The 24,345-nt window shown below is 54.9% G+C and carries 20 protein-coding genes; 16 read left to right on the top strand and 4 right to left on the bottom strand.

All coding sequences use genetic code 11. The annotated features are described in order from the left end of the window. Positions 1 to 157 precede the first annotated feature (157 nt). The 6 genes from COO92_RS14325 (at position 158) to COO92_RS14300 (ending at position 6,013) form a co-directional block, all read left to right on the top strand. A complete protein-coding gene (locus COO92_RS14325; RefSeq protein WP_101303166.1) occupies positions 158 to 1,258 on the top strand; it encodes an ABC transporter substrate-binding protein in 1,101 nt (366 codons plus the stop codon). Positions 1,259 to 1,396: 138 nt separating this feature from the next. After that, positions 1,397 to 2,446, top strand: coding sequence for an ABC transporter ATP-binding protein (locus COO92_RS14320; RefSeq protein WP_101303164.1), 1,050 nt, complete (start codon positions 1,397 to 1,399; stop codon positions 2,444 to 2,446). Continuing rightward, a complete protein-coding gene (locus COO92_RS14315; RefSeq protein WP_101303162.1) occupies positions 2,443 to 3,294 on the top strand; it encodes an ABC transporter permease in 852 nt (283 codons plus the stop codon). The genes COO92_RS14320 and COO92_RS14315 overlap by 4 nt, the downstream gene beginning before the upstream one ends. Continuing rightward, positions 3,291 to 4,097 carry an ABC transporter permease gene (locus tag COO92_RS14310; RefSeq protein WP_101303160.1) on the top strand — a complete coding sequence of 269 codons (807 nt, stop codon included), beginning with the start codon at positions 3,291 to 3,293 and terminating at the stop codon, positions 4,095 to 4,097. Before COO92_RS14315 ends, COO92_RS14310 begins: the two co-directional genes overlap by 4 nt. Before the next feature lie 53 nt (positions 4,098 to 4,150). Beyond that, entirely contained in the window at positions 4,151 to 5,206 is a 1,056-nt protein-coding gene (speB, locus tag COO92_RS14305; protein WP_101303159.1) for an agmatinase, read from the top strand. A 3-nt stretch (positions 5,207 to 5,209) separates the two neighbouring features. Next, positions 5,210 to 6,013: a carbon-nitrogen hydrolase family protein gene (locus COO92_RS14300; protein WP_101303157.1), complete on the top strand. Its 804-nt coding sequence runs from the start codon at positions 5,210 to 5,212 to the stop codon at positions 6,011 to 6,013. On the opposite strand, the gene COO92_RS14295 is transcribed toward COO92_RS14300, so the two are convergent. Beyond that, on the bottom strand, positions 5,986 to 6,906 hold the full coding sequence (locus COO92_RS14295) for an AraC family transcriptional regulator (protein WP_101303155.1): 921 nt from the start codon (positions 6,904 to 6,906) through the stop codon (positions 5,986 to 5,988). The genes COO92_RS14300 and COO92_RS14295 overlap by 28 nt on opposite strands. A gap of 337 nt (positions 6,907 to 7,243) precedes the next feature. On the opposite strand from COO92_RS14295, the gene COO92_RS14290 reads away from it, so the two are divergent. The 6 genes from COO92_RS14290 to COO92_RS14265 all read left to right on the top strand — a co-directional run bounded on the left by COO92_RS14290 (position 7,244) and on the right by COO92_RS14265 (position 17,453). Beyond that, complete coding sequence (locus COO92_RS14290) at positions 7,244 to 9,439, top strand: methyl-accepting chemotaxis protein (protein WP_240626445.1); 2,196 nt, start codon at positions 7,244 to 7,246, stop codon at positions 9,437 to 9,439. Between the two features lie 334 nt (positions 9,440 to 9,773). Beyond that, positions 9,774 to 10,907, top strand: coding sequence for an efflux RND transporter periplasmic adaptor subunit (locus COO92_RS14285; protein WP_101303366.1), 1,134 nt, complete (start codon positions 9,774 to 9,776; stop codon positions 10,905 to 10,907). Positions 10,908 to 10,909: 2 nt separating this feature from the next. Next, entirely contained in the window at positions 10,910 to 14,077 is a 3,168-nt protein-coding gene (locus tag COO92_RS14280; protein WP_240626444.1) for an efflux RND transporter permease subunit, read from the top strand. 1 nt (position 14,078) lies between these two features. Beyond that, complete coding sequence (locus COO92_RS14275) at positions 14,079 to 15,530, top strand: efflux transporter outer membrane subunit (RefSeq protein ID WP_101303153.1); 1,452 nt, start codon at positions 14,079 to 14,081, stop codon at positions 15,528 to 15,530. A gap of 115 nt (positions 15,531 to 15,645) precedes the next feature. Then, positions 15,646 to 16,257, top strand: a complete 612-nt coding sequence (locus COO92_RS14270; RefSeq protein ID WP_101303151.1) for an alpha-ketoglutarate-dependent dioxygenase AlkB family protein — start codon at positions 15,646 to 15,648, stop codon at positions 16,255 to 16,257. 146 nt (positions 16,258 to 16,403) lie between these two features. Next, a complete protein-coding gene (locus COO92_RS14265; RefSeq protein ID WP_101303149.1) occupies positions 16,404 to 17,453 on the top strand; it encodes a LacI family DNA-binding transcriptional regulator in 1,050 nt (349 codons plus the stop codon). Positions 17,454 to 17,479: 26 nt separating this feature from the next. On the opposite strand, the gene COO92_RS14260 is transcribed toward COO92_RS14265, so the two are convergent. Beyond that, positions 17,480 to 18,079, bottom strand: coding sequence for a DNA-3-methyladenine glycosylase I (locus COO92_RS14260; RefSeq protein WP_101303148.1), 600 nt, complete (start codon positions 18,077 to 18,079; stop codon positions 17,480 to 17,482). A gap of 338 nt (positions 18,080 to 18,417) precedes the next feature. Between COO92_RS14260 and COO92_RS14255 the strand changes: the two genes are divergently transcribed. From COO92_RS14255 to folD, 3 genes are read left to right on the top strand one after another with little or no spacing between them, the layout of a single operon-like run. Then, positions 18,418 to 18,714 (top strand): YggT family protein, encoded by a 297-nt coding sequence (locus COO92_RS14255; RefSeq protein WP_101303146.1) that lies wholly within the window; start codon positions 18,418 to 18,420, stop codon positions 18,712 to 18,714. Between the two features lie 37 nt (positions 18,715 to 18,751). Continuing rightward, positions 18,752 to 19,084: a DUF167 family protein gene (locus tag COO92_RS14250; RefSeq protein ID WP_101303144.1), complete on the top strand. Its 333-nt coding sequence runs from the start codon at positions 18,752 to 18,754 to the stop codon at positions 19,082 to 19,084. Next, complete coding sequence (gene folD / locus COO92_RS14245) at positions 19,081 to 19,980, top strand: bifunctional methylenetetrahydrofolate dehydrogenase/methenyltetrahydrofolate cyclohydrolase FolD (protein WP_101303142.1); 900 nt, start codon at positions 19,081 to 19,083, stop codon at positions 19,978 to 19,980. Before COO92_RS14250 ends, folD begins: the two co-directional genes overlap by 4 nt. A gap of 112 nt (positions 19,981 to 20,092) precedes the next feature. On the opposite strand, the gene COO92_RS14240 is transcribed toward folD, so the two are convergent. Both COO92_RS14240 and COO92_RS14235 read right to left on the bottom strand, forming a co-directional pair. After that, on the bottom strand, positions 20,093 to 20,923 hold the full coding sequence (locus tag COO92_RS14240; RefSeq protein WP_101303140.1) for a hypothetical protein: 831 nt from the start codon (positions 20,921 to 20,923) through the stop codon (positions 20,093 to 20,095). A gap of 65 nt (positions 20,924 to 20,988) precedes the next feature. After that, positions 20,989 to 22,902 carry an SLC13 family permease gene (locus COO92_RS14235; protein ID WP_101303138.1) on the bottom strand — a complete coding sequence of 638 codons (1,914 nt, stop codon included), beginning with the start codon at positions 22,900 to 22,902 and terminating at the stop codon, positions 20,989 to 20,991. A gap of 187 nt (positions 22,903 to 23,089) precedes the next feature. Between COO92_RS14235 and COO92_RS14230 the strand changes: the two genes are divergently transcribed. Further along, positions 23,090 to 24,328: a winged helix-turn-helix domain-containing protein gene (locus COO92_RS14230; protein WP_101303136.1), complete on the top strand. Its 1,239-nt coding sequence runs from the start codon at positions 23,090 to 23,092 to the stop codon at positions 24,326 to 24,328. Positions 24,329 to 24,345: the final 17 nt, after the last annotated feature.

Below are 24,345 nucleotides of genomic sequence, written 5' to 3'. Positions count from 1 at the left end.
TTGAAGATTCCCAAAGTAAGTTTCAGCAATACGTGATTTTTCAATCCGCCGCAATTTGATCTGCTGCTGATACGACGTCGCCGCACTGGAAAACGACGACGGGAAAAAATCAAAAACGGACGCCCAAACAGCGTTCAAAGTATCAGAGGTGGATCACATGGACGACATCAAAAAGGGCATCAGTCGCCGTTCTGTTTTAGCCGGGATTGCAGGCGGTTCTGCAGTGGCGATGGCGGGTATTGCCGGTTTCCCCGGCGTCGTGCGCGCACAGGAAAAAAGCCTGAAAATCGGTGCGTATGGCGGCTATTTCAAAGACAGTTTCGATAAACACATCTTCCCGGAATTCACCAAGGCGACCGGTATTTCGGTTGAATCAATTGCCCAACCGACAGGTGAGGCATGGTTGGTTCAGCTCGAACAGGCGGCCCGTGCAGGTCAGGCTCCTGCCGATGTGTCGATGATTTCGCAAGTTAGTATGCTGCGTGGTTCGGCCGCAGGCATCTGGGCAAAACTTGATCCGGCAAAAATGCCGAATATCGAAAACGTCATGCCGTCCTTCATTAATAAATATGACGATGGCAGCGTTTGTGGCGTTGGTGCGGTAACCTGGTACATCACCCTTGTTTCCAACTCCGATGTGATTGCACAGGCACCATCCAGCTGGGAAGAGCTGTGGAAGCCCGACCGCGCCGGACAGCTTGGATTGCTCGCACTGGTGACAAATTCCTTCCTGCTTGATGTGACGGCCAAGACCTATTTCGGGGGTCAGGAAATCCTCGACACCGAAGAAGGTATCATGAAGGTCATGGACAAGCTGGCCGAGCTCAAGGACAACGTCCAACTCTGGTACCGGGACGAAGCCCAGTTTGAACAGGCACTTAAATCGGGTGAAATCCCGATGGGTCAGTATTACCACGATGTTGCCGGTCTTGCCGCGGCGGATGGGTATCCGGTGCGTTCGACCTTCCCCAAAGAAGGTGGCATCAACGATTCCGGTAGTTGGGCCGTTTCCAAGGCATCCGAAAAGCTTGATTTGGCACATGTCTTTATCGACTTCATGAGCCAGCCAGAAATTCAAACACTTCTGTCACGCAAGGTCGGGACCTCTCCAACCGTGGCGCGGGCGAAAACCAGCCTTACCGATGCTGAATTCGCATCTGTTTCCTCGGAAATCGAACCGATCATTCCGCGGTACGACATGTATCAGCAGCGCGCTGACTGGCTGTCGCAGAAATGGACCGAACTGATCGTAAGCTGAACCTGACACAGGTTTCGCGCACGTATCGCTGATTTTGTCAGGCAGCATGTCACCTGTTGCACTGTGCATGGTCTTGCACCGGCATGCTGTCTGACATTTTCCTAGTTGCCCCGTCTTTCGTCACATACAGGATCGCCAATGTCCGGTCTGGTCTTTGAGTCCATTGTTAAAAAGTTCGGCGAATTCACCGCCGTTCACGAAACCAGCCTTACAATCCCGCAGGGCAAGTTTGTTTGTCTGTTGGGCCCGTCGGGCTGTGGCAAGACAACTTTGCTTCGCATGATTGCCGGGCTCGAAGCCGCGACAGCGGGTCGTATCTTGCTGGATGGGGATGATGTAACACGCATTCCAACCCACAAACGCGATTTCGGGATGGTGTTCCAGAACCTGGCTCTTTTCCCGCATCTGACGGTTGGCGAAAACATCGTCTATCCGCTGCGCATTCGGGGGGTATCCAAGGCCGACTGCTTGGCAGCGGTCAAGCGATTGCTTGATCTGGTTCAACTGCCTGATATGGCGGGTCGTCCGGTTTCAAAACTTTCTGGCGGACAAAAACAACGGGTGGCCATTGCCCGGGCTCTGGCGTTGGAACCAAAACTGTTTCTGCTGGATGAGCCGCTCTCGGCCCTTGACGCCAAGTTGCGCGAAAGCATGCAGATTGAGCTTAAGCAACTGCAACAAAAACTGGGTATCACGACCATTGTTGTCACCCATGACCAGCGCGAAGCCATGACCATGGCCGACCTTGTCGTCGTCATGTCTCAGGGCAAGGTCCATCAGGTTGCCCCGCCGGTCGAAATTTATCGCAAACCCAAGGATGCCTTCGTCGCCGATTTCATCGGCTCAACCAATTTAATCTCCGGGCGCATCAGTGGTTCGGGGAAACTCGCCGTGGCCGGGGGCACATTGCTGGCCGATGACCTACCTGCCACTGGGGATGTGACAGTGTCGGTGCGACCGGAAAATATCCGGGTAACAGCTGGCAGTGGAGACAATACACCGGGGTGTTTGGCTGGTGAGGTGTCTTACATCCGTGACCTCGGCGCGAGTATCGAGATGTATTTGTCGGTCGCCGGTCAGCAGATCACCGCGATAACCACCCCGTCGGACCGTCCCGACATTGCCGCGGGTGACGCCGTTTCGGTGCATTTCCCCAAAGACGCCTGTGTGGTGCTGGGGGACGCATGAAAATCAAACCGCGCACGTTTTCCGATTACGCCTCCATCGGCTTTCCGGCCGGGATGTTGATGGTTTTCTTTGTGATCCCGTTTGGCATCATGATCGCGGTGTCCTTTTTCCAACGCGTTCAGGGGGCCTTTTATGAACCGGCGTTCGTGTTTGATAACTATGCCCGGTTCCTGACATCGTTCTTTGGCGGGATTCTTGGGTTTTCGATCGGGTTGGCGGCATTGGTTGCGGTCGTTTCCGTTCTGCTGGCTTTCCCGTTTACCTATATCCTGACCCGGATGGCCCGCCGCACTCAGGTGGTCTGGCTGGTGTTTTTGCTGTCGGTCTTATCGCTTTCAGAAGTTCTGATCGGCTTTGGCTGGTCAACGCTTCTGTCGCGCACAGCGGGCATAAGCAACCTGTTGGTTGCGGTTGGGATACTCGATAAACCCATGTCGTTATCGCCCAGTTTCGGTGCTGTCATGACCGGCATGGTGTATCAAACGTTTCCCTACACCGTTCTTGTGCTGTTTCCGGCCCTGTCGCGTCTTGACCCATCCTTGGTCGAAGTCGCCCGGACACTGGGTTCCGGGCCGGTGCGCAGCTTCCTCAATGTGGTTGTACCAGCCTTGCGCAACAGCATCGTCTCGACACTGATCATGGTGTTTGTCTTTGCACTTGGCTGTTATCTGTTGCCGCAACTGTTGGGCAAACCGTCGCACTGGACGCTGTCGGTTCTGATTACCGATCAGGCGATCTATCAGTCGAACATGCCGTTTGCAGCCGCAATGGCGGTGTTTCTTGTACTGGTCAGCCTGTCGCTGGTGGCGATCTCGCTTCTTTATGGCAAGAAGGAGAACGCCGCATGATCAACACCTTTATCCTGCGGCTGTTCCTTGGAACGATTGCACTGTTTATGGCCGCCCCCTTGGCGGTGGTGGCCGGGGTTTCGTTCAATGAACGCAAATCGCTGTCGTTCCCGCCAGAAGGCTTCTCACTTGACTGGTACGCGCAGATTTTTACCGAAGACAGTTGGCGCAGTGCGCTTTTCAACAGTGTCGGTGTTGCAGTTGGGGCGTCCAGTCTGGCGGTGGTGGTTGCCTTTCCGCTGGCGTGGTTCCTGTGGCGGTTTCATGCCCCGTGGGCCCGGATTGTTCAGGTTCTTGGGCTGGCGCCCTTTATCTTGCCGCCGGTGATTACTGCCCTTGGGTTTTTAAGTTTCTGGACCACGGCCGGGGCCTATGGTCAGGCATGGACGGTTGTGATCAGCCACGGGATTTTCTTTGTGACCTTGCCGCTGGTGACCCTGACGCTGGGGTTTGAGGCCGTCGATGACAGTCTGGTCGAGGCCGCCGCAACCATGGGGGCCGATGACCGTACCATTTTGCGCACCATCATCCTGCCATTGATCCTGCCGTACATCATATCGGGCATGGCGTTTGCGTTCGTGCTGTCGCTCAATGAATACATTGTTGCCTATATGGCGGTCGGCTTCACGGTCGAAACCCTGCCGATCAAGATTTTCAATTCCTTACGGTATGGCTACACGCCAACCATGGCGTCGGTCACCGTCCTGTTTGTCGCCATCGCGGTGGTGGTGTTTGGCCTGATTGCCCGGTTTGGTGATTTGCCTCGTTTGCTTGGCGCGTGGCGCCATGACGATGACAGTTAATATGCACGCATCCCAAGAAACAATAACGTCCGACACGGATCAAGGAGGCCACCATGGTCAACACTGAAAAACTCGCAAAACTGCGCGAAAAATACGGCAACGCCAAAGGCGGCGATATGTTCGACCCGCACTTCAGGGAAGTGGCCGAAACCCAGTTTTCCGCCAGTGGCGAACGCAAATGGCCGTTTGCCGGTGTGCCGACATTCCTCGATGCACCCTTTGCGCCGGACGCGGCCAAGAATGACTTTGCCGGTCTTGACGTTGCGCTTGTCGGGGTGCCGATGGATTTGGGGGTGACCAACCGGGCAGGGGCGCGGCTTGGCCCGCGTGCGGTGCGTAATATCGAACGCATTGGCCCGTATGAACATGTGTTGCGCATGGTGCCCGGCGCCCAATGCAAGGTTGCCGATATCGGCGACGTTCCGTTTCGCAGCCGTTTTTCGCTGGAAAGCTGCCATCAGGATATCGAGGATTACTTTACCAAAATCGTTGATGCCGGTGTGATCCCGATTGCCATTGGTGGTGATCATTCCATCACCTATTCGATCCAGCGTGCGGTGGGCAAGGATCGTCCGGTTGGCATGATCCATCTTGATGCCCATTGCGATACCAGCGGCGAATACGAAGGCGCCAAATTCCATCATGGCGGCCCGTTCCGCCAGTCGGTGATGGACGGGGTTCTCGACCCTGAACGCACGATCCAGATCGGCATTCGCGGCGGCGCGGAATATCTGTGGGAATTTTCCTATGACAGCGGCATGACCGTCATCCACGCCGAAGAAGTGCCGCAAATGGGGGTTGAGGCCGTCATTGCCAAGGCCCGCGAAGTTGTCGGTGATGGTCCGGTTTATCTGTCCTTTGATGTCGATTGCCTTGATCCATCCTTTGCGCCGGGGACTGGTACGCCGGAAATCGGTGGTCTGACATCACGTGAAGCACTGGCGATTTTGCGCGGTCTTCGGGGGCTTGATTTTGTCGGGGCCGACGTGGTCGAAGTCGCCCCGCAATATGACGCCACCACCAATACTGCTCATGCCGGCGCACAAGTTCTGTTTGAGGAACTTTGCCTTGTCACCGATGCGCTCAAACGGCGCAAGGCGAGGGCGTGATCAATGAAAATCGCGGTTTATCAGTCAGGCTCCGACGCAGTCATTGATAAACCGACCCGGATTGCGTGCCTTGCGCAACGTGCGCGTGAGGCACGCGATGCCGGGGCCGATCTGATCATTGCGCCGGAAATGTATCTGACCGGCTATAACATCGGACGTGACCGGATAATCCAGCAATCCGAACGGTTGTCGGGCGAAAGCCTGTCGGCGGTTGCCGATATGGCCCGGGACATTGGCATTGCGATTGTGGTTGGCTTTGGCGAATTGGGCGAGGATGGGCGCAATTACAATGCCTGTGCCCTGTTTGACAAAACCGGCAAACGGCGGTTGCTCCATCGGAAAATTCAGCTGTTTGGTGATCTTGATCGCACCTGTTTTGCGCCGGGCAACAACATGCCGCTGGTGATTGACTGGAATGGTATCAAGGTCGCGATGCTGATCTGCTATGACGTTGAATTTCCTGAATTGGTGCGCAGCATTGCACTTAAGGAATGTGATCTTTTACTGGTACCAACCGCCCAGATGGCGCCGTTTGACCGGATTGCTGAAATGATGGTGCCGGTCCGCGCGATGGAAAATCAGCTGTTTCTGGCCTATGCCAACCGCTGTGATCAGGAAGGTGACCTGAATTATGTCGGTAAAAGTGTGATTTGTGCGCCGTGGTCCGATCTGGCCCGTGCGGGCGATCAGGATTGCCTGATTATTGCCGATCTCGACTTTGACGCACTTGAAAAATCACGCAAGGAATTCCCGTATTTGCGCGATCGCCGACCGGAAAGCTATTTCGGAATTTTGGACGATGTCTGATCAAGATTGGCAATAAACGCCCCCGGACTGACCCCCCACATGCCTTTGAAATGCCGGTTCAAATGGCTTTGGTCAGAAAACCCGGTGGCCGCTGCCGCATCGGCAATGGATGATCCGTCAAACAGCATCCGTTTGGCGCGGCGCAACCGCATGTGGTTGAAATAGGCATGCGGGGGCTGGCCAGTGGCCGCGCGAAATACCCGCAGCAGGTGAAACCGGCTCAGCCCGGTCAAGGTGGCCAGTTCATCAAGCGATATGTTGGCATCCAGATGGGCGGCCATATAGTCAATCACCGCCTTGACGCGTTTGTCTTCTGATCCGGGGTGATAGACATAGGGGGGCGCATCCGCATGACGCAGTGCCAGGCGCGCCGCACTATAAAGCATCTGGCTGTCGCGTTCCAAAAGGCTTGTGGTCTGTTCAAATTCGGGCCGGAACATGCGATGGAGCCCCTGAAGCTGCAAATGCAGGTCCGGGTCGTTGGCCACGCAATTGCCAAAAAATGGCAGACCAACATCCTTGGGCGAGATCTCACTGACCAGATTGCCAAAGATTTCCGGGGCGATAAACATGATCTGGTAGTTATAACCGTCATCTGACGCCGGGCCGCCATCATGGACCTGCATCGGGTTCATCATCAAAAGCTGCCCGCGCGATGCGACATAGTTTGTCCCGCGCGTCATGAACCGTTCCGCCCCGTTCAGGATGGTGCCAAACGCATAGTAATCATGGCTGTGCTTGGGAAAGGTGAAGTGCTTGTAATCAGCTTCAAACAAATCAATGCCATCAGCCACCCGCCAGTGACGGGCAGTCTCGGGGGCTGTTTTGCGCGGGCGCGTCGCGACCGTTGATAAACGGCCTGCTGCCCGGCCATGTTGCGGAGCCTGATACATTTGCCAACTATACCGCCAAAACAACATTCCAGCTTGGACAATATTGTCATGGCGACAATCAGTCGCCTGTTAGGGCCCTTGATCTGTCTTGTCGCATCATATGTCGCGTGCGCGATCAACATCCGTATCTGGCATTCCAAATCGCCGATTCGCACCATTGGGCGGAATGTCGTGGCAAGTTGGTGTGATTATGGCTTTTCCAAATGGTCAGGAAGACCCCCTATCTCTGTATAGGAAAGGTTCATTTGAACATTTTATCGGGTGATTATTGTTGATGTGAGTTTGCAAAACCATCGTCACGACCAAAAAGCACTGGATGAATGCGGATTTCATCTAAGTGTTACAAAACGGCCCGGCTGCACGGGGTAAGGATCGCGCCAAACGCTTCATCTGTCTGTTTGGATATCTCATGTTCCTTGATCGTATTCGCATCGGATCGCGCATCTTTGCCGGTTTCTTTGTTCTGGTTGTCCTGCTTGTGGGCTTAAGCGCGCTGTCCTCAACCTATCTTCTGGGGTTTGGCGGTCATGCTGATCGCATCGCCAAAAGCACAAACCTTGTCGGCCTTGCCAATGACTACGCCCTCAAACTTGAACGCCTGTCCAATCAGGTCCTGCTGTTTGCCCAGACAGTGGATATTCAGGACCGTGAAGGCATCGCCACGATCCGCGCTGCTGCCGAACAAAGCGGTGCGACACTGGTTGATGCCCTGCGTGATGCCGGGGATGGGGATCGTGCCGACGCGCTCGAAAGCCTGACGGCTGATTACATCGCAACGCTTGAACCCCTTGTCTTGCGCGCTGAAAACCTGACGGCTGCGTCCGATACCATGTTGCTGGGTGCCAGTCAGCTTGGGCAATCGGCCGCCAAACTCGAAGAATTCATCGCCAAGCGCGATCCGGTAATGGCTGAAAAATATGGCGATAAACTGGGCGCGTTTAATCTGGCCGCCATCGTCAATAGCCTGCAATACCCCATTGTGCGCACGCCAGAGGCCCTTGAGGCCGCACGCGCCAAAACCTCCGAGCTCACCGACCTTCAGGAAGAAATCAAATCGGCCTTTGACGGGCTTAAGCGCAACGAGAAAAAGCTGTTCTCCTATGCTGTGCGCGACAATGATTTGCTCAAACAAGGGGCCAATCAGCTTGAAGGCTCCATCGGCGGTTTCCGTCAATCAATGGATGACTTTAAAACGGCCGTACGCGGTGTACAGGCCATCACCCAGAACATCCGCGAAGAAGCCATGGCCCGTCAGGCCGCACTGGTCGATGCCGCCCATGCGGACTCAACCAATTCGGCACTAACCAACATCATTGTTGCGGCGATTGGCGTGCTGATCGCGCTGACACTGGCGTTTGGCATCACCATGAGCATCCTGCGCCCGCTTAAGCGTGTGAACGGCGATATGACCCGCTTAAGTGAAAATGACACCGAGATTGATCTTTTCGATATCAATCGTCGTGATGAGTTTGGCGCCATGGCCCGCACCGTTTCGATCTTCCGCGACAATGCGCTCAAGATCGAAACCATGGCCGAAGAACGCATTACCCTGCAACGCATCGAAGAAGAAAAACGCAGATCCTCTCTCGGCGCGATGGCCAACACCATCGAAGGCGAAACCACTGGTCTGGTCCAATCGGTCAGCCATCAGGTCACCCGCATGCGCGAAGCCGTGACCGAGGTCGCAGCCGCCGCCGAACGTGTCACCACCCAGACCGAAACCGCAACCGATGCCGCCGAACAAAGCCAGTCGCATGCAACCGCGATTGGCGATGCTGCTGTGCGGCTGACCAATGCCATCGGCTCGATCGCCAACCGGGTTGAACGTCAACGCGGTATTGCCCAGAACGCGGTTGGGTCGACCCAGCAATCGGCAAAGGCGGTCGATGATCTGCGCGAAGTCGCCACCAGCATCGAACAGATTGTCGATCTGATCCGCGGTATTGCCGGTCAAACCAATCTTCTGGCCCTTAATGCGACGATTGAGGCTGCCCGTGCTGGTGATGCCGGCAAAGGGTTCGCCGTGGTCGCCGCCGAGGTCAAAAACCTTGCCGGGCAAACCGAAAAGGCCACCGAACAGATCACCGAACACGTCAATGCCATGGGCGCTGTAACCGATCGGTGTGTGGCATCCATGGAAGACGTCGGTGTGACTGTGCGCGACATGATGTCGATTTCCGATGAGGTCGCAGGGGATGTTGAACAACAACGCCTTGAAACCGAAGAAATCACAGGCGCGATCGCCCTTGCCGGGGATGCGGCCCATAACGTCAGTTCGGCCATCTTTGAAGTCTCGAACGACATCGAAGCGACCCGTAAACTCAGCGTCGATCTAACCCGTCGTGCTGACGAGGTTGAACGAAATGTCACGGAACTGACCGCATCGCTGGATCGGGCGGTGGCCTCTGCCGGAAGTGACGAGGATGCGACCGAAGACGGATCAGACAAGGACCAAACGTCATCAGATACGCAGAACTGGGATGAGGGCAACCTTGTGCGGTTTCCACAATCGAGCATGTTAGGGGCTGCTTAAACACCCCTACAATTTCTGGCGATTTGATCGTTTCTTTGTGAACGAAACCGGCCTGCATACCGTACCGTGTATGCAGGCCGGTTTGCGTTTGCAAATTGAATGGCTGTGAAACGTTTGGTTTTGTTGGTGTCTTGATACAAGCTGCGACGTTTCTGATACACTTTTTGTGTGGTTCTGGCCGACGGGTTGCAGTAGCTTTTGCCCCATAATGTATTTCACCAAAAAACAATCACCCTTGCCGGGTAAAGAATTGAAATACAAAATGTTTCCCGGACGGGAACAGGCCTCTCAGGGTGGTGGGTGAAACCTGCCCCGACTTGGAAGTATGGATGTGATGACGCGTAAAACAACGCTTCTGATCGCAGGTGTGGCTATCATCGCGATGGCAGCACTTGCGTATATTTTTGCCAAAGACGACATCGTGGCGCTTGTCACCCCCGGTGAACAAGCCCCGCAGGCGCGCGAAAACGTCGGGGATCGCGGCCTGCCGGTGATTGCCGAATATGCCAGTCTGATGGATGAAAAAACCGTTGTTGAAGCCGTCGGAACAGGCAAATCAGCACTGGGTGTGACGATCTATCCTGCGGTGTCGGGCGAAGTGTCAGACGTTCTGTTTCGCGCTGGTGACAAAGTGACCAAGGATCAGGTTCTGGTCATCCTTGATTCGGATCGCGAACGCCTTGCGCGCAATCTTGCCACCGTGCAGGTCAAAGACGCCAAGCAGCTTCTTGGCCGTTACGAGCAGGCCCGCCCCCTTGGGGCTGTTGCCGACAGCGAAGTCGATACGGCACGCACTGCATTGGCCGAAGCCAAAATTCAGCTCGATCAGGCCGAAGTCAATCTGGCTGATCGCACCATCTTGGCCCCGTTTGACGGCATCGTCGGCATTTCTGAAATTGAGGCAGGCGACCGCGTTGACAGTTCAACCGTGATCGTCACCCTTGATAACATCGAAAGCATTCTGGTCGATTTCGAAGTCGCCGAAACCCGGTTTGACAATGTAAGGCCGGGCCAAAAGGTCCGGGTTGAAACATGGAGCCTGCCGGGCGAGCTGTTCGAAGGAACCGTTGAGTCCATCGGCAGCCGCATTGACCCGGTCAGCCGGACGTTTAGTGTCCGTGCCCGCGTGCCCAACCCAAAAGGCCGTCTTTTGGCCGGGATGTCGTTTGCGGTTTATGTTGATATCGAAGGCAAAAGATACCCGTCCGTGCCCGAAATCTCGGTCCTTTGGGGGGACGAGGGAACTTACATCTGGCGGATCAAGGATGATGCGGTGTCGCGCGTACCCGTCCGCGTTGTCAAACGGACCAGTGGGCGCATTCTTGTGGATGGCGATATCGAAAAAGGCGATCTGATCGTTGTCGAAGGTGTCCTTCGCCTGCGTCCCGGTCGCAAGGTTGCGACTGTCATCCGCGACAACAACGATACGGGTGTTGCCACCCGCGATGGCATTGGTGAAGGTTCCTGACCATGGCGATGGAAACCGGTAATCAAAACCATAATGATCTTGCGTCGCTCAGCATCCGGCGACCGGTTTTAATCATCGTCGCGGCGATGTTGATCATTCTGGCCGGACTTGCCGCCATGCTGGGCGTTGAAATCCGTGAATTGCCAAATGTCGATCAACCAACTGTAACCGTCTATGCCACATATGACGGGGCATCCCCCGAAACGGTGGACTCGGAAGTCACCGGCATCCTCGAAGCTGCCGCATCACGGGTCAGCGGTGTTAAGGAAATCAGCTCCAACAGCGAAGAAGGCAGCGCGCGCGTCCGTGTGCGGTTCTATCCCGATGTTGAGGTCAATGATGCGGCCAATGACATCCGCGAAGCTGTCAGTCGCGCTTCGCGCAGCCTGCCTGATAACGTCGAAGACGTCCGTGTGGTCAAGGCCGACGCCGATGCCAGTGCCATCATGCGCCTTGCCGTGGTCAGCAAAAGTCTGACCGAGGAAGAACTGGCCAATATCGTCGAAGACCAGATTGAGCCTGCTTTGCTGGCCGTCCCCGGTGTTGCCGAAATTTCGATTAACGGTGATCGTGAACGTGTCCTTCATGTCCGGGTCGACCCGCTGCGTCTGGCAAGCTATGGCCTGTCGGTTCAGGACGTGGCCGATGTTTTGGAAACGGCACAGTTCGATATTCCAGCGGGCAGTTTTGAATCAAATGATCAAAAGCTGTTTGTCCGCGCCGACGCCTCTGTCTGGGAAGTTGGGCGCCTGAACCAGATGATGGTCCGCGACAGCATCCGGCTTGGTGATGTTGCCGATGTCTATTACGGCCCGGATGATGCGACCTCCTATGTCCGACTTGATGGCCGCACCGTTATCGGTCTGGGTGTCACCCGTCAGGCCCAATCAAACACCATCGCAATTTCAAACGGTATCCGCGAGGCAGCAGAAAAACTGAACGCGCAATATGATGATGTTGATGTCTTCGTGAATTCTGATGATGCGGTGTTTATCGAAGGTGCCTTAAGCGAGGTGGTCTACAGTCTCGCCCTTGCCATCGTGATTGTGATTGGCGTGCTGTATCTGTTTTTGCGCTCCTTTACCGCAACCCTGATCCCGACGGTGACCATTCCAATCGCGCTGATTGGCACGGTTGCGGCGATTTGGGCGATGGGCTTTTCGATCAATATCCTGACCTTGCTGGCCCTTGTTCTGGCCACCGGCATGATTGTTGATGATGCGATTGTGGTGCTTGAAAACATTCAACGCCGCCGACATCAGGGGCTGGGATCTATGGCGGCGGCTGTTCTTGGCTCACGTCAGGTCTTCTTTGCGGTGATTGCCACCACATTGACCCTGATCTCGGTTTTCCTGCCGATTTCCTTCCTGCCAAGCACCGCCGGAAGTCTGTTCCGGGAATTTGGTTTTGTGTTGGCATTTTCGGTGGCGGTGTCTTCTTTTGTCGCCCTGACCCTGTGTCCGATGCTGGCGTCGCGCCTGAAACATATTGATCCGCATGACGGGGATGCGAATGCCAAACCCAATATGCTGGAAAAGGTCGGTTATTTCTTTGCCGATATTTACAAAAGCATTCTCGAATGGGTTTTGCGGTTTCCCTATATCACGCTGATCGGCTGTATTCTTGTCGGGACAATGGCATTTGGTGTCTATAACAGCGTCACCAAGGAATTGCTGCCCGACGAAGATCGCGGGCGCATTCTTGTGTCGCTGCGCGGGCCCGATGGGGTCGGCATTGATTACATGGACCGTCAGGTTGAGACGGTAGAAAGTATTTTGCGTCCGGTCGTTGAGTCCGGGGATGCCTATAATATTTACACCATTGTCGGACTTTGGGACCCCAATCGGGCCTTGGTCATTGCGCCATTGATCCCGTGGGATGAACGCGACCGCAGTCAGCAGGACATTACCGCCACCATTCAGGATCAGCTTAACGCTCTTCCCGGTGTGCAGGCCTTTGTCTATCAGCCGAACAGCCTTGGTCTGCGCGGCGGCAGTGGCGAGGGGCTGGAATTTGCCCTGACCGGAACCAGTTATCGCGTACTTGCCGCACAGGCGCGCGACATGCAGCGCGAATTCGAAGAAAACTATCCCAACTTGCTGGGAATACGGATCTCCTATCAGACCACACAGCCACAGCTTCTGGTCAATATCGACCGCGAACGGGCATTTGACCTTGGCATTCCGGTTGAAAGCCTCAATGTGACGCTGCGCACGATGATCGAGGGATATGAAGTTACCGAAATCAATGTCGATGACCAGAACGTCCCGGTGAAACTGCGTTCAAGCCTTGGCAGCATCAATGATCCGTCCGATCTTGAAAATCTGTTTGTGACCGGGACGGACGGGCGGGTATTGCCGCTATCGTCCGTGATCAGTCTAAGCGAAGAAGCGGTCGCATCGGAGCTCGAACGCGAAGGTCAGCAGCGCGCTGTGATGGTCTCGGCCAATCTTGCGCCCGGCTATACCTTGCAACAGGCGGTCGATGATGTGAACGCAGCCGCCGACAAGGTTCTTTCCCCCGGGATCGGGGTGTTGATGACCGGCGATGCTGCGACCCTTGGCGAAACCAACAATGATGTACAACTGACCTTCCTGATTGCCGTGCTGGTGGTGTTGCTGGTGCTTGCTGCCCAGTTTGAAAGTTTCATGTCCGCTTTGGTGGTTGTCCTGACAGTTCCATTTGGTCTGGCAGCCGCTATCTTTGCGCTGGGCTTAAGTGGGACATCAATCAATATTTACAGCCAGATCGGGCTTGTGATGTTGGTCGGTCTGATGGCCAAAAACGGTATTCTGGTCGTCGAATTTGCCGATCAGCTCCGCGATTCCGGGAAATCGGTCCGTGATGCTGTGCATGATGCGGCCATGGTACGCTTGCGGCCAATCATGATGACAATGATTTCAACGGTTCTTGGCGGATTGCCACTGGTGCTGGGCTCGGGTGCCGGGGCCGAGGCCCGGGCGGCAATTGGTTGGGTTGTGTTTGGCGGGCTTGGTTTTGCCACGGTCTTTACGCTGTTTTTGACCCCGGTTTTGTATCTGTTGCTGGCACCACTGGTCTCCGCGCGTGCGGACGGCGGGCTTAAATTGCAAAGCCAGTTGCGTGCGGCTGAAGCCATTCCTGATACCGGCGAAATGGACGACAGCAAGATTCAGGGAAGTGCGAAATAACATGCAGGTGAAACGACTTTCGGCACTTTCTTGCGCTGTCATGTTGATCGGGTTGGCCGGGTGCCAATCGGTGGGGCCAGATTATGCCGCACCGAAATTTGATCTGATCGGGGCCTATACCCCGGAAATTCCGGTTATCGCGAATAACCCTGCCGATCAGGCCCGCTGGTGGGAAACCACAACCGATCCGGTTTTGGACGCCCTGATCAAAGAAGGTATCACCAACAATATTGATCTTAAGATCGCGATCAGCCGCATTCGTGCGGCGGCGGCAACCGCGCGTGGTGTGCGCGGGGAAAATGGTCTTGAAGTCGGTGCCAGCGTCGATGGATCGGCTGAACGTAGAACGTCCAGCCGGGTAGATGGCAATCGGGTCGATGACCTTGGATACGGGGCGGGGATTGATCTTTCCTGGACGGCGGATGTTTGGGGCGGCGAAGCCCGCGAAGAACAGGCTGCCGAGGCCGATTATCTTGAACAGGTTTATTTGCGCGAGGATGTCTATCGCGTGATGATCGGCGACATTATCCGTAACTATATCGAACTGCGCGGGTCTCAAAAACGTCAGGAACTGTTGCGAAGCTCACTTGATCTGCAACGCCAGACCAGCAACATCGTGCAGGTCCGCCAGCAAACCGGTCTTGCGTCCGAACTTGATCTATCGCGTGCGCGTGCCGAAGTGTCCGATATTGAATCAAGTTTGCCCGCTCTTCAAACCGACATAGACCGGTCGATCAATGCGATTTCCATTCTGGTTGGTGCACAGCCGGGAACCCATCGTGATGTGTTGCTTGATGTGTCACCCTTGCCGGAATTTCAAAGTGCGCCACCGATTGGTATTCCAGCCGATCTTCTGCGCCGCCGTCCCGATGTGCGTGCTGCCGAACTGGCCTTGATTTCCGCCACGGCACAAATCGGGGTCGAAACCGCGACCCTTTATCCTGAACTCTCACTCGATGGCTCTTTGGCCTTTGGCGTGACGGGCTATGGCACTGGGCCGATTATTCGCACTGCAATGGCGGCCATTGGCGCACTGATTGATGCGACGCTTTATGATGGTGGGCTGCGCCGATCCAACATAACCGTGGCCGAAGAAGAAGCCGAGCAGGCCTTTCTGACCTATCGCAAGACGCTGTTGGCCGCGATTGAAGAAGTCGAAAGTGCGATTTACGGCTATGTCGGTGCCGTGCAGCAACGTGATTCGCTGATTGCATCGGTGAGCTATCACAGCGATGCGTTTGAACAATCGCGGGTACGCTACGTTCAGGGGCTTTCGAACTTTCTTGATGTGCTTGATTCTCAACGCAGCCTGACAACGTCACAGCAATCCCTTGCCGATGCCGAGACCGATCTCGAACTTGAAACCATCAATCTTTATAGCGCGGTTGGCCTAAGCGTTGAGGATGTCGAACGGTATGCCAATCAGGAAGGGATAGATCTGGTCAACGGCTAGGGTCAGAACTGATGTGTGCCAAGTCACTGTGGAAACAACTATATCAGTGAACTGTGTCTTGAGTTTCGCCCACGTTCGTCCTAGGTGTTTGTCAGAATGACTTCCGGGGATGATCATGACCGGCGATCTGTTTGCCAACGAGCCACCACGCAATCTGCTGCCCTTTGACGGGCAGGTTTTGCTGTTGCGTGGCATTATGCCTGATGACGATGCCGACCGGACCTTTGACCGGCTGCTCAGTGGCATTGTCTGGCAACAGGAAACCGCCCGGATGGCTGGTAAGGAAATCCCCGTTCCACGCCTGACCGCATGGTTTGGTGAGGTCGCCTATCGTTATAGCGGCGTCTATCACCCGGCATCTCCTTTTCCGGCAAAGGTCGCCCCGTTGCGTGATCTGGCCGAAAACCTTGCCGGTACGGCCTTTAACACGGTGCTGCTCAACCAGTATCGCGATGGCCGCGACAGTGTATCCTGGCATGCTGATGACGAAGATGTTCTGGGCGAAAATCCTGTGATTGCCAGCCTGTCCTTTGGCGAGGAACGCCGCTTTCATCTGCGTCACAAGAAAACCGGGGATCGCATCAGCATCGATCTGCCCCATAATTCAGCCCTGATCATGGGCGGCGAAACCCAGCATAGCTGGCTGCATCAACTGCCCAAAACCGCCAAGCAGGTCGGGCCACGGATCAACCTGACCTTCCGCAATACCAGCCCCGAAAGCCGTTAAAACCAAGGGCGGTTTTCTGTAACGTCAATGTCTTGTGGCAAGACAGTGTTGGTTCTGGCTATAGTGGTTTTAAGGAAAAAACATCTGCCGTCGTCGCCGTTGGGCGGGGCAGTTTAAAAACGCACGGACTGGGAGAGCAAAACGCAATGGCTGCAAAACGCGTAAAACTTCTGGATGTCGCCAAGGCGGCCGGGGTTTCGCAAGGAACGGCGTCCAATGCGTTTGGCAAACCTGATCTTGTCCGCAGCGAAGTCCGCGACCGCATTTTTGCTGCGGCCAAGGACCTTGGCTATCGCGGGCCGCATGTTATGGCGCGGATGTTGCGCACGGGGAAGGCCGGGGCGCTTGGCGTTGTGTTTCCCGACAATCTTGAATATGCCTTTTCCGATCCGGTGGCGATTGAATTGCTGCGCGGGATCGGGCGCGAATGTGCGCGCCATGGCATCAATGTCATGATCATTTCGGCCGAAAACCCGCAGCAGGCGATTGCCGCGGTCAATAATGCCGCGGTCGATGCCTTTTTGGTGCATTGCTATTCGGACAATAACGATATCATTTCCGCCATCCAGCGCCGCAACCAACCGCTGATCAGCATTGATACCGACATCGCCGGTGCGGCGGGGACAGTATTGCTTGACGATCATGCGGCGGCGAAAACGGCTGGGGCGCATTTGCTCGATTGCGGGGCGCGCAAATTTGCCATTCTGTCGTTACAGGCAACCGAACATGATCATTTCGGCCCGATGAATGCCAACCGTGTCGGTGCGGCAAGCCACCGTGTCGTGCGTGAACGCATGGCGGGCTATCACGATGCCCTGCAATCGGCGGGCATTGCTCCGACCGACATCATCCATGTCGAATGTGACAACCATTCCGAACACAGTGCCAAAATGACGGTCGAGATGCTGGTTCAGCATCCTGAAATCGACGGCATCCTCGCCATGTCCGACGTGATCGCAATTGGGGCGCTGGATGCGGCGCGCGAGTTGGGCCGCAAGGTGCCTGATGACCTTAAAGTCATCGGAATTGACGGCATTGTGGCCGGCGAACGCACCGACCCGCCATTGTCATCAGTACGTCAGGATTCGGTTGAAAAGGGCCGCCTGGCCGCCGAAATGGCCCTTGGCGAAGACACCGGTCGCACCATCATCCTCGAAACCGGTCTTCTGGTGCGCGGCTCAACCAAGGTTGTCTAACCGCCTTGGGACATCCGAACAGAGGACTATTTCACCAGTTCTTTGTAACGGTAGCAGTCAACTGTATGGTCCATGACAAGGCCGGTGGCTTGTAGGAATGCATAGATGATGGTGGTGCCGACGAATTTCATGCCGCGTTTTTTAAGGTCTTTGGACAGTGCGTCGCTGAGATCGGTGGAGACTGGAACGTCGCCCATGGTCGGCCAATGGTTGATGATCGGGGTGCCGCCGACGAAATTCCAGACGTAGGAATCGAAGCTTCCGAACTCTTTCTGGATGGCGATGAATATTCGCGCATTTTGAATAGTCGCGGCTATTTTTAATTTATTTCGAATAATCCCCGGATCGGCCAGAAGCGTTTGTTGCTTTGCTTCGTCATAAGCCGCGATCTTATGGACATCGAAATTATCGAATGCGGCCCGATATGTTTCACGCCGGGCCAAAATGGTCAGCCAGCTTAACCCGGCCTGCGCCCCTTCAAGGATCAGCATTTCAAAAAACTGCCGGTCGTCATGCACGGGCACACCCCATTCGGTGTCGTGATACTCGACGTAAAACGGTTTGTCGACATGGCTTAGCGCCCAGCCGCATCGTTTTTTTTCGCTGTTTTGCACGCTGTTGGTCATGTTTTGCCTTTCCCGATGATCCACTGATCTGTTGTGGCGCGAAGTGACGGCATGGGCAAGGGATGATCACGGGCAGACTGACATCTCCTGACAGTTTTTTGTATGCACAGGTATCGTTTTGGGTGTTTTAAATAGTATGAGGAATATGGTGAGGCGGAAATTTGAGGTGTGCCGCGTCGTGATTGGGATCACAAATCGGGGGAAATCGGCCCAATAGGCGGTTAAATCAATGCTCTGCGCTTGCGTTGTCGGGCATTGCCGACTAGGTTTTGCTGCGTAAAAACATAATTTCGGGGCCGATTTTGCACATCGACCCGGGCGGCAGGTAAGGAGCAGCAATGCTGGCGATTTTTTGGCTTATTGATACGGTTGTGGGTATCTACATTTTCATGCTGATCGGGTCGGCAATCCTGTCGTGGCTTGTCGCGTTTAATGTGGTCAACACCAGCAACAAGTTTGTCTATATGGTCGGTGATTTCCTGTACCGGGTGACCGAGCCCGCATTGCGGCCGATCCGGCGCATCATTCCCGATCTTGGCGGCATTGATATTTCGCCGATCATTCTGATTTTGGTGCTGCAATTTGCCAATATGCTGATCCAGACCGATGTCCGGATGGCGCTTGTCGGCTATTGATGTCTCATTTCGCCTATTCATTCGTCTCATTTAGACAATGTCTGATGCTGTCTGCGTGATAGGTTCTGATCAAACAGGGATAAGTCTGTTTGTCAGGTTGACACCCAAGGCATCGCGCAACGCGATTGGTGATGTGGTGGCCGACGCCAGCGGACAAATGCAGCTTAGGGTGTCAGTGACCGCCGTGCCGGAAAACGGCAAAGCCAATCAGGCGCTGATAAAACTTTTGGCAAAAGCGGCCAAATGTCCTAAGTCCTCGATCAGGATCGTCTCCGGGCTGACTGATCGTAACAAAAAGCTGCGGATAGACGGCGATCCCGACGAGCTGATGGTGCAAATATCCCAACTTACGGGGCGGACAGACAGATGAGTGACGCAAAAATCATCGACGGCAAAGCCTTCGCAGCCAAACTGCGCGAAGACATCACTTCCGAAGTAACCAAGCTGAAAGCCGATCACGGCGTTACCCCCGGTCTGGCCGTGATTCTGGTCGGCGAAGACCCGGCCAGTCAGGTCTATGTGCGCAACAAGGGCAAACAGACCCTTGAATGCGGCATGAATTCCTATGAACACAAATTGTCCCCCGATACCCCGCAGGCAGATTTGCTGGCACTGATTGCCAAACTGAACGCCGATCCAAATGTGCATGGTATCCTGTGCCAGTTGCCCGTCCCCGACCATATTGACGAGCAGGCCATTCTGGCCGCGATTGATCCGGCCAAGGATGTGGATGGGTTTCATGTGGTCAATGCCGGGGCCCTTGCCACGGGGGGCGAAGGTTTTGCACCCTGCACGCCGTATGGCTGCCTGATGTTGCTCAAAGATACGCTGGGTGATTTGTCGGGCAAACGCGCCGTGGTTGTCGGACGGTCAAACATCGTCGGCAAACCGATGGCGCAACTTCTGCTTAAAGAAAGCTGCACCGTCACCATTGCCCATTCGCGCACCCGCGATCTGCCCGATGAAGTTCGCCGGGCCGATATCGTGATTGCGGCCGTGGGTCGCCCGAACATGATCAAGGGCGACTGGATCGCACCGGGGGCCACGGTGATTGATGTTGGTATCAACCGGATCGAAGGTGATGCGGGCAAAATGAAGCTGGTCGGCGATGTCGAGTTTGCAACCGCGTCCAAGGTGGCCGGGGCGATTACCCCGGTGCCGGGCGGTGTCGGCCCGATGACCATCGCGTGCTTGCTCAATAACACCCTGATTTCGGCCTGCCGTGCCAATGGCGTTGCGGTGCCGAAGCTTGGTTTTGACGGCTAAGCAAAGCTTCTAATCGAAATATGCAACAAGGCGGCCCACTGGGCCGCCTTTTTTTGTGTATGATAGCGGCCCGCAACTTACAACAACTTCAGTAGACCAAACGGTTTTATTCCTATTGGTACCAGGTTTTGGGGATGGGTTCTCGACGTTTGGAGCAAAGTTTTTGGTCATGGATGACATGCCAAACCATCCAGCGATCTTCATCTGAGTCAATTAGGAAGACCTCATCCAAGATAGGTGCCTCGTTTCTGTTTATATTCTTAGCCTGATATACTTGCTCAATTTTATTTATAATAAGGTTTGGTTCCGACAGAGCAATATCATTAAACTCTAGTACAAGGACTGATTTGTCTTTTGAGGCTGTAAAAGCAGAAAACTTCTTACTCTTTTCCGTGAAGGCTCTTTTAGTTCGCGTTAAACGAGAGATTTCTAGATTCATAGGTGGGAATCTTGAGAATAGCATGCTGCCGCCGAGTCCCTTGGTCGTTATTAAGACTTTCAGCTCAATTTCGTCAATTATGGTAGAATCTTCGAAAAATTTGTGATCGCCCAAGTCTTCACTCCGTGGCAGGATACTGTTGATCCATAAAGCGGACTTTCTTGCAAACTGACCTACTTCTCGGTCAGAAACTTCATACAATTTGTGTGAGAATGATATTTGTACCGATGCATGTGAGGGCACATTCGCGAATTTTTGTTTCTCTAACTCATCATGTATTTTTGAAAATTTTGAGTTACTTCGAAGCGCATTTTCGTATGGTTCAATTTGAGTATGTTCAATCCAATAAGAATTTTTATTTAATTCTACGTGCAGTTCTGTCGCTTTGTTATTGCGGTCTTCTTTATCTGGCGAAGATTCGTTGGTGCGTTTTGAATGCGTGATTTTCTCCAATATTCTCACAACGATTTCGCAACATTTTTCTTGATTAGCTGTTTCACCCATATTTAGCCAAACTCCTTAACAAGCGTTTGGGGTGCTCCCCAGCATCAGTCGATACAAGATGTTTTTTAAAGCGGCCAAACCCACAACAACATCGGCACGCCAACCGCCACCACGATGATTTCAATCGGGAGGCCGAGTTTCCAGTAGTCGCCAAAGCGGAAGCCGCCGGGGCCGAGGATAAGCGTGTTGTTCTGGTGGCCGATTGGGGTGAGGAACGCACAGGATGCGCCAATCGCGACCGCCATCAAGAACGGGTCGGAGCTGGCCTCAAGCTGGGCGGCACTGCCAATCGCAATCGGGCACATCACGGCCGCGGTGGCGGCATTGTTCATGAAGTCCGACAGGGTCATCGTGACGACAAGGATCAGGCCAACGGCAATGGTCGCGTTGCCCTGCGCCACCGATTGCAGCAGGAAGCGCGCGATCAAGTCGGCACTGCCGGTACTTTCCATGGCATTGGCCACGGGTATGAGGGCGGCGAGCAGGACGACAACCGGCCAATCGACAGCATCATAGAGGGTTCGGGGTGATACCACGCGCACCAGCAATGCGGTCAAAACGCCAAGGGCAAAGGAAATGGCGGCGGGTAGAATGCCAAAGGCGGCCAGCAGGATGGCGATGGCCATGATCACGGTGGTTTTAAGGGCCTGTGCCTTATCGGCCAGATGCAGGGACCGTTCGGCGAGTGGCACACAGCCAAGGCGGCTGGCAAAGTCATAGATAGCTTCTGGCGGGCCTTGCATCAAAAGAACGTCGCCGGCCTGCATCGTCATGGTGCGCAAACGCGCCATCGAACGGCGGCCTTGGCGCGAAACGGCCAGCAGGTTGATGCCATAGCGGTTGCGCAGCCGTATGTCGGTCGCAGACCGGCCAATAAAGGCGGCATTTGGCAGGACAGCCAGTTCAATCAGCGAAATATCATCCGATTGCAGGGCGGTTTTATCGGCGTCTTTGGGCGCGTCATTCTGATCTGCATCGGAGGGGTTTTCTGCATCACCGGTGGTTTCGGGTTTTGTGCTGTCGTCAGCCTCGGTGTCGGAAAGGGTTTCTTCGTCGCTGTCCAGTGCCTTGAGTTTGGCCTGCGCATCGTTCCATTCGGCCTCAAGGGTAAGCTCAACCGCAGAAAGGGCGGCGGCGAGGCCTTCTGGTTCGGTTTCGATCAGAAGAACGTCGTTCTGGTGCAATTCGCGAAAGGGGTTTGGCGCGGGGATGCGGCGTTCATTGCGGATCAGCCCAATAACCTGTGCGTCGGTTTTTTCCAGTTCATTGTTGATGTCGCGCAACAGCATGCCGATGGCCTTGCTGCCCTCGGTAATGCGGGCCTCGGTCAGGTAGGAGCCGGTTTCAAATCCCTCGGCCCCGGCACGTTCGCGGGTGGGGACCAGAAATCGACCCAGCAGAATGACAAACACCAGTCCGGATGCGGCAATCGCGACCCCTACGGGGGTGAAATCAAACATCGAAAAGCCCGAGCCGTTCAGTTCGGCGCGAAAGCCCGAAACAATCAGGTTGGGCGGTGTCCCGATCAATGTGGTCATGCCGCCCAAGATTGAGCCAAAGGCCAGTGGCATCAGGATTTTTCCGGGGGGCAAATTCTGCTTTCGGGCAATTTGAAGTGCCACTGGCATCAGCAAAGCCAAGGCCCCGACATTGTTCATAAAGGCCGACAGGATGGCAGCCAGCAGACTAAGGGCGGCCATGGTGACAAAGGGACCGGCCGATTGCGGCAGAACCGTTCGGGTTAATGTATCGACCGCCCCGGATTTTTGCAGGGCCGATGACAGGATCAGAATACAGGCCACGGTAATGACCGCCGGATGGCCAAACCCGACAAAGGCATCGCCGGTCGGCACCAGTCCCAAGACGACACAGGCCAATAACGATGCCATCGCCACCATGTCATGACGCCAGCGCCCCCATAAAAACAGGGCAACCGTCCCGACAAGGACGCTCAGGATCATGATCTGTTCGATTTCCATCTTGCGTTCGTGTCCTGTGTTGCGGTGTGCGCGATGATCATCCGGGCATAGACCCTTGGCAGACTTGGCAGAGGGTGTGACCCGTCAAGAAATCATACACGAAAACATATGGAATCCTCCTGCCGTATTTGTCAGGGGGATATGCTAACATCATGCTGTTTTTATTTGCCAATTTGAATGTTTAACCATGCCAGATGACAGTGTTCATATCCCGATGCGATCCGTTGCCGTTTCCATCAAGCAGGCGCGCAACCTTGCGCTTGTCGGGCAGGGGTTTGATTGCGATGACAATCGCCCGGTGACCAAACGCCGGATCATCAAGGCGATCCGTCAAACCAATATGTTGCAGGTCGATAGTGTCAACGTTTTGACGCGCGCGCATTACATGCCGATTTTCAGCCGGTTGGGGGTCTATGACGCCGCCTTGCTTGATCAAGTGGTCTGGGGCACGGACCGGCAGCGCAAATTGTTTGAATATTGGGGCCATGAAGCATCGATGATCCCGGTTGAGGATTACCCGCTGTATCGCTGGCGGATGGAGGATGCGCGCAATGGAAAGGGGACATGGGGCCGGATTGCCCGGATGCAGCGCGAACAGCCCGATCTGATCAATGGCATTCTGGCCCGGATTGAGCGTGAAGGTGCGATTGGCGCGAGTGACCTTGAAGACAAGCGTGCCAACAGTTCGGCATGGTGGGGATGGTCGGACACCAAAACCGCGATGGAATATCTGTTCTGGAGCGGTCAGGTCATGTCGCGCAAACGCCGCAGCAGTTTTGAACGGGTTTATGATTTGCCCGAACGGATCATTGGCGATGCGGCCAATCTTGCCGCCCCCGACAGGCAGGATGCGCAATGTGATCTGATCTGTAAGGGGATTGCCGCGATGGGGGTGGCGACCGAGGCGGATCTGCGTAAATATTTCCGCCTGCCAACAGCGGACGTGAAAGGATGCCTTGTGCGTCTTGTCGAAGAAGGACGGTTGTTGGCAGCAGACGTTCAGGGGTGGAAACAGCCGGGCTATATGTGCCCGAACGTCAATCCACGGTCACGGGCCAAGCCGACATGCTTGATGGTGCCGTTTGATCCGGTGATGTGGGAGCGCGACCGGGTGGAACGCATTTTCGGGTTTAACTACCGGATCGAGATATATGTTCCGGCCGAAAAGCGCCAATACGGCTATTACGTCCTGCCGTTTATGTTAAACAGCGAATTTGTTGCGCGTGTCGATTTGAAAGCAGATCGGCAGGCCGGGGTGCTTTTGGTGCAAAGCGCGCATCTTGAAGATGGTTTTGCCGCAGGTGATGTTGCCGGGGCGCTTATGGCCAATCTTGAACGCCTGTCGGCGTTCCTTGGCCTGTCGGGTGTTGTGGTGATGCCCGCGAATGACTTTTCGCGGTATCTGGCCAGTGTTCGCGTGGCCTGAAAAGGTAAACGGGGCGC

Source organism: Thalassospira lohafexi (genome assembly GCF_002844275.1).
GTDB classification, from domain to species: Bacteria; Pseudomonadota; Alphaproteobacteria; order Rhodospirillales; family Thalassospiraceae; genus Thalassospira; species Thalassospira lohafexi.
The sequence above is the reverse complement of the archived record's forward strand: the minus strand, read 5'-3'. Positions and strand labels throughout refer to the sequence as shown.